Source organism: Marinimicrobium sp. UBA4209, from assembly GCF_002381585.1.
In the GTDB taxonomy this organism is placed as follows: domain Bacteria; phylum Pseudomonadota; class Gammaproteobacteria; order Pseudomonadales; family Cellvibrionaceae; genus Marinimicrobium; species Marinimicrobium koreense.
The window spans coordinates 19,307-29,726 of sequence record NZ_DFTP01000012.1 but is presented as its reverse complement, the minus strand read 5'-3'; the positions used below and the strand labels follow the sequence as shown (position 1 = coordinate 29,726).

Annotated in this window: 7 protein-coding genes; 5 read left to right on the top strand and 2 right to left on the bottom strand. The window is 62.5% G+C overall.

What is annotated here, in order from left to right; all coding sequences use genetic code 11:
• Positions 1 to 521: elongation factor P (efp, locus tag B3187_RS02365; protein WP_286804453.1), on the bottom strand; the 521-nt coding region annotated here is incomplete at its 3' end.
• Between the two features lie 35 nt (positions 522 to 556).
• On the opposite strand from efp, the gene epmB reads away from it, so the two are divergent.
• The 3 genes from epmB (at position 557) to B3187_RS02350 (ending at position 5,816) form a co-directional block, all read left to right on the top strand.
• Positions 557 to 1,582, top strand: coding sequence for an EF-P beta-lysylation protein EpmB (gene epmB / locus B3187_RS02360; RefSeq protein ID WP_286804452.1), 1,026 nt, complete (start codon positions 557 to 559; stop codon positions 1,580 to 1,582).
• Between the two features lie 104 nt (positions 1,583 to 1,686).
• Positions 1,687 to 3,492, top strand: a complete 1,806-nt coding sequence (locus B3187_RS02355) for a hypothetical protein (RefSeq protein WP_286804451.1) — start codon at positions 1,687 to 1,689, stop codon at positions 3,490 to 3,492.
• A gap of 227 nt (positions 3,493 to 3,719) precedes the next feature.
• On the top strand, positions 3,720 to 5,816 hold the full coding sequence (locus B3187_RS02350; protein ID WP_286804450.1) for an EAL domain-containing response regulator: 2,097 nt from the start codon (positions 3,720 to 3,722) through the stop codon (positions 5,814 to 5,816).
• Positions 5,817 to 6,037: 221 nt separating this feature from the next.
• On the opposite strand, the gene serB is transcribed toward B3187_RS02350, so the two are convergent.
• Positions 6,038 to 7,261 carry a phosphoserine phosphatase SerB gene (gene serB, locus B3187_RS02345; RefSeq protein ID WP_286804449.1) on the bottom strand — a complete coding sequence of 408 codons (1,224 nt, stop codon included), beginning with the start codon at positions 7,259 to 7,261 and terminating at the stop codon, positions 6,038 to 6,040.
• A gap of 200 nt (positions 7,262 to 7,461) precedes the next feature.
• Between serB and B3187_RS02340 the strand changes: the two genes are divergently transcribed.
• A complete protein-coding gene (locus B3187_RS02340) occupies positions 7,462 to 8,592 on the top strand; it encodes a hypothetical protein (RefSeq protein WP_286804448.1) in 1,131 nt (376 codons plus the stop codon).
• Between the two features lie 77 nt (positions 8,593 to 8,669).
• The gene (locus B3187_RS02335) at positions 8,670 to 10,385 is read left to right on the top strand and encodes a lysophospholipid acyltransferase family protein (protein WP_286804447.1); all 1,716 of its coding nucleotides are present in this window, start codon (positions 8,670 to 8,672) and stop codon (positions 10,383 to 10,385) included.
• Positions 10,386 to 10,420 lie beyond the last annotated feature (35 nt).

Here is a 10,420-nt window from a genome sequence, read left to right as displayed (position 1 = left end):
ACCACATCGCCCACGTTCATGAACAGCGGTACCTTCACCACAGCGCCGGTGCTCAGAGTGGCCGGCTTGGTGCCGCCCTGGGCGGTGTCGCCCTTCAGGCCCGGATCGGTTTCAGTCACTTCCAGCTCCACGTGGTTGGGCGGGGTCACCGCCAGCGGCGCGCCGTTGAACAGGGTAATCACGCACTTGTCCTGCTCCTTGAGCCACTTGGCCGAGTCGCCCACGGCGCTCTTGTCCGCCTGGTGTTGCTCAAAGGTAGTCGGCTCCATGAAGTGCCAGAACTCACCGTCGTTGTACAGGTATTCCATATCCAGGTCAGTCACATCAGCGCCTTCGAGGTTCTCGCTGCCGCGGAAGGTACGCTCCCACACGCGCCCGGTTTTCAGGTTGCGCAGCTTGACCCGGTTAAAGGCCTGGCCCTTGCCCGGCTTGACCAGCTCGTTCTCGACAATGTTACAGGGGTCGCCATCGAGCATGACTTTCAGACCGACGCGGAAATCGTTGATAGAATAGGTGGCCATTACGCCCTCTCGCTTCTCTGGATTAAAAGGCGCACATGATACATCGAACCGCTGCCACTTGGCAGGCCCCTGCCGGCAAAAGTGCCTCCCGCTGGCAAAACGAGCTCGCCGACCTGATTCGCTCGCCCCAGGAGTTGATCGCCCTGCTGGAACTGGACCCGGCCCAGCTGCCGGCGGCCCTCGCCGCCAGCCAGGATTTCGCCCTGCGGGTGCCTCGCGCCTTTGTCGAGCGGATGCGCAAGGGGGACCCGGACGACCCTCTGCTGCGCCAGGTGCTGCCTCTGGGCGAGGAGCTTCAAGCGGCCCCGGGCTACAGCCAGGACCCCCTGGGCGAAGCCGACGCCAACCCCCATCCCGGGCTGATTCACAAATACCACGGGCGGGTGCTGCTGATCGTCTCCGGCGGCTGCGCGATCAACTGCCGCTACTGCTTTCGTCGCCACTTCCCCTACGCCGACAACAACCCCGGCCGGGCCCGCTGGCAGGAGGCACTGGATTACATCGCCGCCGACCCGAGCATCACCGAAGTAATCTACAGCGGCGGCGACCCACTCAACGCCCCGGACCGGCAACTGGCCTGGCTGACCGAACGGGTGGCGGCCATCCCCCACGTCAAACGCCTGCGGGTCCACTCCCGCCTGCCGATCGTGCTGCCCAACCGGATTGACGATGACTGTCTGGACTGGCTCACCGGCCATGGCCTGCATACCACGCTGGTGATTCACAGCAACCACCCCCGGGAGCTTGACGACAGTGTGGGGGCCGCACTGGGCCGGCTGCGCCGGGCGGGCATCACCCTACTCAACCAGGCGGTGCTGCTGCGCGGCATCAATGATCAGGCGTCCACGCTGGCCGCGTTGAGCGAAGGGCTGTTCGACCGGGGCGTCCTGCCCTATTACCTGCACCTGCTCGACCCGGTCGCCGGTGCCCACCACTTTGACGTTCCGGAGGCTGAAGCACGCGCTCTGATGGACCACCTGCGCGCCCGACTGCCCGGCTACCTGGTACCCCGGCTGGTGCGGGAAATCGCCGGGGAGCCGAACAAGACCCCCATAGCCTGAGCCGCCCGATCTGCTACCGACGGAGCGATCTGCTATAGTCAGGACAACTCAAGCCGGACCGCCGCCCCCCAGTGCCGCGGCGACCGCCTCAGACAGGATAGTGAATGACCGCCGACATGCCGCCGAACGAGCTGCTGAACCGTTTCAAAGTCCCGCCCCAGGACCTGGACACACTGTCGTTTTGTTCCCCCAAGGCCGCCAAAGTCGCCGACTGGGTGCGCGCCTTGCCCATGACCCGCATCAGCTTCGTGAGCAGCCTGCTGTACAAGGCCCTGCCCGAAATCGGCCGCCTCAAAACCACCCCCCAGGTACGCCTGGACATGCTCGAGGCCCTGCGCCCCGCGGTTCAACAGGCCATTCAGGGGCTGACCCCGCAGTTTCTCAATCAACCCCTGATTCTGCCCGAAGCGGCCCGCAAAACCGCCACCGTCGCCCAGGCCCTGCAAAAGCACATGAGCAACGCCTATCTGGTGACGGTGCGCGAGCTCGGGCAGGTGACCAAGGGCGATACCGACACGCTGCAGAACCAGCGGGCGCTGGCGCTGCATCGAGCGATGACCGGACTGGGCTTGTTGCTGTTGCGCAGCTATCAGATGTACACCCCGGTTCCCAGCCGACTGTGGCTGGAAATTCATACCCTGTACCAGCTGGCCGAGCAGTGGCAGGTCCACCGCCAAGTGGTGGCCGAACCTCTTCCCGGCCACCAGCAGACCAACACCATCGAGCGCTGCTATCAGCGCCTGCTGTTGCTCGCCAGCGCCCGCCCCAACCAGCTGCGACAGACCGAAGTCAGCAACACCTATGACGCCCTGGAGCAACTCGCCCCACTGGCGCACATGGTGGCCTACGACCCCGCGCAGGAAGACAACCTGTTTGCCGTCGTGCTCGACAGCGACAGTGCGCCCCTGTACAAGTCCCGTCTGCCCGAAGCCCCCGGCGGGGCCATCCGGGAGCTGGATACTGGCCCGGTCGTGACCGCACTGGAGGACGCCCGAAAGGCGCTAGGCGCCAGACCCGGTGGCGGTCGGGACAGCCTGGGGCTGACGCTTCCCCTCAACGAGCACCTGAGCCACTCCTGGCACCTGCTCGCCCAGCGCAGCTTCGAACGGCGCGCTAGCGGCGGGCAGATGAATGTCACCATCGGCCTGTCCAACGTGCACTTCCAGATGGCCGGAGGACAACCCTTCAAGCTGTTCATGAACCAGGCCACCCATGTACACCAAGAGGAAAACGGTCTGTTTGGTGGGCGCCTGCCTACCGCCGCCACCGCCGAGCCGGACCCCTGGGGCTCCGCATTCGATGCCGGCGGCGGCAAACTGGCCGGCGACCACCTGGCCACCTTCAACATTGAGAACAATATTCGTCAGCGTCAGCAGCAGGACTACCGGGGCGAGCACCCCACCTTTCAGGTACCTATCGTGGACGTCAGTCTGGGCGGTTACTGCCTGGAATGGCGCGAACAGGTACCCACACAGTTGAAAGCCGGTGAGCTGCTGGGCCTTCAGGAAGTGGGCCGACTTAAATGGAGCATCGGGGTGGTACGCTGGGTGCAGCAGTCCCGGGAGTCCACCCTGATTGGCGTTCAGACACTCGCCCCACAGGCGACGCCATTCGGCGCGGCGGTGATCTACAAGACCGGCGGTTTCTCGGAATTCCTGCGCGCTCTGGAAATTCCGCCCCTGAAGGCCATTAACCAGCCGGCCACCCTGATCACCAACGCCGTGACCTTTCACGAATACAGTAAGGTGCGCCTATACCGGCGCAACAGTGGTCAACAGGAAGACAACCATAGAACCCAGACCACCGTACAACTCACCCGGCGCCGTTTTTCCACCGGCGCCATAAGCCAATTCGAATTTCGTGAGCTGATGCCCGGCCAGAGCGATGCGGGTGAAAGCGACGATTTATAGCGTCGTCACCCCGAGAACAGAAGGCTGATTCACAAATATCGCCATCAATGAACGGTTGTTGGCGGATGTATCAACATTAGTATTGAGGGTATTTGTCAATCAGTTAATATAGCCGAAACGAACAGGATTAAAGGGATGACAACCCCTGTCCGACGCACGGAAGCATTCATCGACCGAGCGGCCTCACAGACACGGGTCAGGCTTGCAAGAGAGTGCAGTAACCTTTTATGGATCCCAACGAGACAATCCGCCTGCTGATTTTGAACGACTCCCGCTCAGAGGCCGAGCGGTTGACCAGCATGCTCCACAACGCCGGTCGCTCCAGTCGCGCCCAGCACGTCGACAGTGAGGAACGCCTGGGAAAGCTGCTACAAGAGCAGACCTGGGACCTGCTCATCGGTCATGACAAGACCACCAATGTCACTCCCGAGGCCGCCATTCGGCAGATCCGGCGCCTGAACCGCGATGTCGCCGTCGTACTGCAAACCGACGATGAAAGCAGCGCGGCCGTGGTCGAGGGGATGAAGCTCGGCGCGGCCGATGTGGTGCGCCTGGACGAAGACCAACACCTGCTGCTGGTCATCCAGCGCGAAATGGACAACCGGGAGCAGCGCCAGCAACGGCGCATCGCCGACCGCCGTTTCCGCGAGGCCGAGCGCCGCAGCCAGGCCCTGCTCGATAGCTCCCGGGATGCCATCGCCTACGTCCAGGACGGCCTGTACCTCTACGCCAACGAATCCTTCGCCGAACTGTTCGGCTATGAGGATCGCGATGATATCGACTGCCTGCCGATCATGGACATGGTGGCCGAGAAGGATCACAAACAGCTCAAGCAATTCCTGAAAAACTTCACCCTCAAGGGCGATGACGCCGAGACCACCAAGGTTGAATTCGAAGGGGTCAAGCACAACGGCGAGGCCACCCATATCAGCCTGGAAGTCTCCCGGGCTACCTATGATGAAGAGCCCTGCATCCAGTTTCTGGCCCGCGCCGGCGTCGCCGAGACCAGCGAGGAGCTGGAAGCGCAGATCGCCCAGATCAAGTGGCAGGACCTGGCCACTGGCCTGTACAACCGCCAGTACCTGGTGGATCGCCTGGAAAAGATGCTCACCAGCGAGGCGGGCAAGCAGCCGGCAGAAGCCAGCCTGATCTATATTGATATCGACCACTACGCCGAGCAGGTCCACGCCGCCTTCGGTGTCGCCGGTGCCGACATGGCGCTGAGTGACATCGCCGCGCTGCTGCGCGAGCATGCCCAGGAGAATGACCTGCTGGCCCGTTTTGGTGACAACGCCTTTATTATGCTCGCGCCCAACATCAAACCCGACGCGGCGGTCATGCGGGCGGAGAAAGTCTGCAAGGCCATCGAAGACCACATCGTTGATGTGGATGGCAAAACCATTCAGTTGACCGCCAGCATCGGCGTCTCCCTGATCAACGACACCAGTTCCAGCGCCGAGTCAGTGATCGAGCAGGCGGTCAGTGCGATGGAAAAAGTCCGCACGGAAAACCAGGGCAACGCCGCGCGCCTGTACGAGCCGGAAATGACCGCCGATGAACGCAAAGAGCGGGATGTGATGACCGAGGTGCAGCACGCTCTGGACAACGACCGGTTTCGCCTCCTGTTCCAGCCGATCATCAACCTGCGGGGCTCGGACGACGAGTACTACGAGGTGTTGCTGCGCCTGCTCAACGCCGACAATGAGGAGGTGTCCCCCACGGAGTTCCTCGACGCCGCCGCGAAGATGAACGTGATTCACAAGATCGATCGCTGGGTGATTCTGGAGTCGATCAAGATGCTGTCCCAGCATCGCAACAAGGGCAACCACACCAAACTGATCATCAACCTGAGCGGCCAGTCCCTTTGCGACGACAGTCTGCCGCCCTGGCTGCGGGTCGCCTTCAAGGCCGCCAAACTGCCCACCGATGCCATTGTCTTCCAGGCCAGTGAGGTGGATATCACCAATCACCTGACCGCCGCCAAGGCGTTCGCCAAGCACCTGGAGAAATTCAACAGTTGTCTGAGCATCAGTGGGTTTGGCTGCTCACTCAACCCCTACAACGTCTTCAAACACGTGCCACTGGGCTTTGTGAAAGTGGACGGTTCATTCACCCAGGATATCCAGAACAACAATGAAAGTCCGGATACCCTGGTAGAGCTGATCAAGAAGTTGCACGAGGAAGACGTGACCACGGTGGTGCCGTTTGTGGAAAACGCCAGCGTGTTGGCGACCCTGTGGCAGGCCGGGGTGCATTACATTCAGGGGTATTATCTGCAGGAGCCGAGCAAGTCGATGGATTACGATTTCAATATGGAGAGTTGAGTTCGGCAACGGTAACGGCGGATGCGGCATCTAATCGCTGCGCTCGGCCCCTACGCGGATTTTCGGATTGTCGTGCACTCATGGTTGGGGGACGGCGGATGCGGCGTCTAATCGCTGCGCTCGGCCCCTACGCGGATCTATACCGCTGCGCTCGGCCGTAGGGCGGATAAGCCGAAGGCGCATCCGCCGTTACCGTTGTCCGAACATCCGCCGTCACCAACCTACGACAAATCCCCATGCTCCCGATCCCGAAAGCCCAACAAATACAAAATCGCATCCAACCCCAAGGTCGAAATCGCATGCTCCGCCGAGGCCTTCACCAACGGCTTGGCGCGAAACGCGATGCCCAACCCGGCGGCGTTCAACATGGGCAGATCATTGGCGCCATCGCCCACCGCAATCACCTGCTCCGGGGTAATGCCCTCGCGCTCGGCCAACTGCTTGAGTAGCTGCGCCTTGCGCGCGCCATCCACCACCGTGCCCGATACCTGTCCGGTCACCTTGCCATCGACAATCTCCAGCTCGTTGGCGTACACGTAATCCACACCCAAACGCTGCTGCAGAAAGCGGCCAAAGTACTCGAAGCCTCCCGAGAGAATCGCGGTTTTGTAACCCAGTTTTTTCAACGTGGCGATCAACTTCTCAGCCCCTTCGGTCAGACGCAGGTTGCGAGCGATGCCCTCAAGCACCGACTCATCCAACCCTTTGAGCAGGCTCAGACGCTTGGCGAAACTCTGCTGAAAATCCAGCTCCCCGCGCATGGCCGCTTCGGTAATGGCAATCACCTCATCACCCACGCCGGCGGCTTTGGCCAGCTCGTCGATCACCTCCGCCTCAATCAGGGTGGAGTCCATATCGAAACACACCAGGCGGCGATTGCGCCGGTAGGGGGTGTCCTTCTGAAACGCAATATCCACCTCCAGGCGGGTGGACAGCTCCATCAGATCCGCCCGCAGCGCCTGGGTGTCAGCCGGCGCGCCGCGCACGGAAAACTCCACACAGGCACTGCTGTGGGTATCCAGCGCATCCAGCGGCACACGGCCGGACAGGCGGTTAATGTGGTCAATATTGAGCCCGTGGCGCACGGTCACCGCCGTCAGCTCGGCAATCTGCTCGGCCATCACCTGGCGGGAGAGCAGGGTCACGATATGCCGCGGCTTGCCCTGCTGCTCCACCCACTCCTGATAGCGCTGGTGATCGATATTCTCAAAGCGTACCCGCACCCCGAGATCGTCGGCGCGGGTGCGAATGGCGCTCTGCAACGTCTCGGCCCTGGCCCGGCCGGGCTCCAGCGCCACCAGCATGCCGAGCGCCAGATCATCGTGAATCACCGCCTGGCCGATATCCAGGATGCTGGCGCCGAAGCCGGACAGCTCGGCCGCGAGCGAGGAGGTCACCCCGGGTTTGTCATCCCCGAAAACGTTGATCAGTACGATGTCTTTCACGCGGACTCACTTGATTGGCAATAAGGAATGGAACGGGCGGCAATTATACCGGTTCCCCGGGGACAGATGCCATGCGTTGATGTTTCTGTGGTCTTTATCAAATCCCCGGGCCAACGCGCTGGCATCCACAGGAACAACGCCCGTAAAATAGGCGACTTTGAAACGGGCGCCCCTACGGGTACCCACACTCAAGGATCTGCATGGCCCTCTACGCTCGACTCAAGCCCCACTGGCAACCGATTGCCGGCACCGCCCTGATTGTGCTGCTCGGCCTGTTGGCCGCCGGGTTACACGCCCGGGCGAGCCTGCACACCCAGAGTCAGCAACTGGACAGCTTCGGCCAGACCCTGGCCCGCAGCACCGCCCAACGCGCCGTGGACGCCACCCTGAGCCAGGACATGATCAGCCTGCAGGTGGTCCTTCAGGAGCTGACCCGCCACCCGCAGGTGATCGGGGCCACCATCCACGATGTGGAAAACCGGCTGCTGGTACAGAGTGGCTTCCCGCCCAGTGAGGCCGAGCCCGGTCAGTTCCGCCGCTACACCGCCACCATCGCCCTGGCCGACAACATCGCCGGGCACCTGCAGGTGGCCATGATTCCACCGGCCCTGAGCGGGGCCGACCGGCAGTTTCTGCTCCTGTGGAGCCTGCTGGTCCTGGCGGCCGCCGCCCTGCCCTGGCTGCCCGCGCTGCGCCGGCCACCGGTGATCGTTCAGGGCCAGTCAACGCCCGATGAGCAGAGCCCGCAGGTCTCGTCGGACGAATCGGCGGATGACGATGGCGACAAGGCCGATACCCCGCCGCCGGCCCAATTGCGCCTGCGACTAAGACTGCTGAATATGGAGACCCTCAGCCGTCAATTGAACGAGGAGAGCTTCGCTCAACAACTGAGCCAGTTCGAGCAACAACTGCGCAACATCTTGTCGCTGTACAGCGGCAAGCAGGTCGCCCTGTCGGGCGATACCCTGCTGATCGATTTCTTTGGCGAAAGCGACAGCGACTGCGCGTTCCGCGCTCTGTGTAGCGCCCAGTTGCTGGGGGAGCTATCCCATCTGAACCCGGGCCCGAAACTGAAACTCGCCGCGCGCATTCACCCGCTGCCCCACCGCGACCTGACCGCCGCGTTCCAGGATCAGCAGAGCGCGGCAACGCCCGGCGCCAGTGGCATCGAGATCGCGCCGGAACTGATTGACGACGAGTTGCATCAGCACCTTGAGCTGGACGCTGACACTGGTGTACTGATCGGGGTCAAGGCACCCTACCGGCAATTGCTCGACAAGCAGCAGGCGCAGCTACAGCGGCTAATCGGCGCCGACCCGGACGGTCATTAATCCTTCATCGCTCCGTCACCGGAGCGTCACAGTTCGGCCCTAGCCTCGGCGGAAGAGTCCACCGAGGTCAGCCGTTCATGCTCAATATCGAGGAATCCCTCAACCACAAATTCCCGCGCTTCGCCCGCAGCGCCCCCATGTTGCGCAAACCCACTCTGGGCCTGCTGCGCAAACTGGTCCACGAGCGCGCCATCAATCAGTTTCTGGAGGAGCACCGGGGCGCCCGGGGCCTGGACTTCATCGAGCGGATCTTCGATTACTTCAACTTTACCTACAGCGTGCCCCAGCGCGAGCAGAACAATATCCCCGCCCAGGGGCGGGTGGTGATCATCGCCAACCACCCCATCGGCTCGCTGGACGGACTGGCTCTGATTCATCTGGTCAGCCGGGTGCGCCCCGATGTCAAAATCGTCGCCAACGACCTGCTCAGCGCCTTTGAACCGCTGCTCGAGTTGCTGCTGCCGCTGGACAATATGACCGGCGGCGCCTACCGCCAGAGTTACAAGCGTATTCGCCAGGCCCTGGAGCAGGACCAGGCGGTGATCATCTTTCCCGCCGGAGAAGTTTCCCGCGCACGCCCCACCGGCATTCGCGACGGCGCCTGGCGCTCCGGGTTTCTGCACTTCGCCCGCAAGAGCGGCGCGCCCCTGCTGCCGGTCCATATTCAGGCAAAAAATTCCTGGCTGTTTTACAGCGCCTCCGCCGTGTTCAAACCCCTGGCCACCGCCCTGCTGGCCCATGAGATGTTCAACAAACGCTCCGCAGAAATCCGCTTCCGGGTGGGCGAACCCATTCCCGCCCGCGCTCTGGAAGCCAAAAACCTCGCGGACAAGCCGCTGATTCAACGCCTTAAAAAACACCTGTACAAACTCGGCCGGGGCAAGAAAACCCTGTTCGTCACCGAGAAAACCATCGCCCACCCGGAGCACCCCCTGCAACTGCAACAGGAGCTGGCCCGGGCTCAAAAACTCGGCCACACTCGGGACGGACAGACCATTGTGCTCTGCCAGTGGGATCAACACCCCACGGTCATGCGCGAACTGGGCCGACTGCGGGAAATTGCCTTTCGCAAAGTGGGCGAAGGCACAGGACGACGCCGCGACCTGGACCGCCACGACCAGAGCTATCAACACCTCGTCCTTTGGGACCCGAACCGCCTGGCCATCGCCGGCGCCTATCGCATTGGCGTCACCAGCGAGTTGATGGCGAAAGCCGGACTGGAAGGACTCTACACCGCCGAGCTGTTCCATCTAAGGCCGGCACTGAGGCCCTACCTGGAACAGGCGCTGGAACTGGGCCGCAGCTTCGTCAACCCGGACTACTGGGGCAAAGCCAACCTGGACTACCTCTGGCAGGGCCTGGGCGCCTACCTGCGCCACCACCCGGACATCCGTTATTTGATCGGACCGGTCAGCCTGAGCGCCGACTACCCCAAACCCCTGCGCGAAGCTTTGGTGGCCTACCACCAGCGCTACTACGCCATGCCCGCCGCCCTCGCCAGCGCCCGCCACCCGCACCTGATCGACCCGCAAAGCCGCATGGCCCTCAACCGCCTGTTCGTCCCCATGGACCGCGACGCCGCCTACGAGCATCTGAACACCAGCTTCAAAACCGCCGGCCATCCCCTACCAGTGCTGTTCAAGCACTACCCCGCCCTGTTCGAAGAGGGCGGCTACCACCTGCTCGCCTTCAGCGTCGATTCGGATTTTGGGGAGTGCCTGGATGGCCTGTTCCTCGCGGATCTGAGCAATATGAAAGCGAACAAGCGAAAGCGGTACCTGGGAACTGATTGATACCGCACAGCCCCCTTCAGGCCCTCGGAACCCAG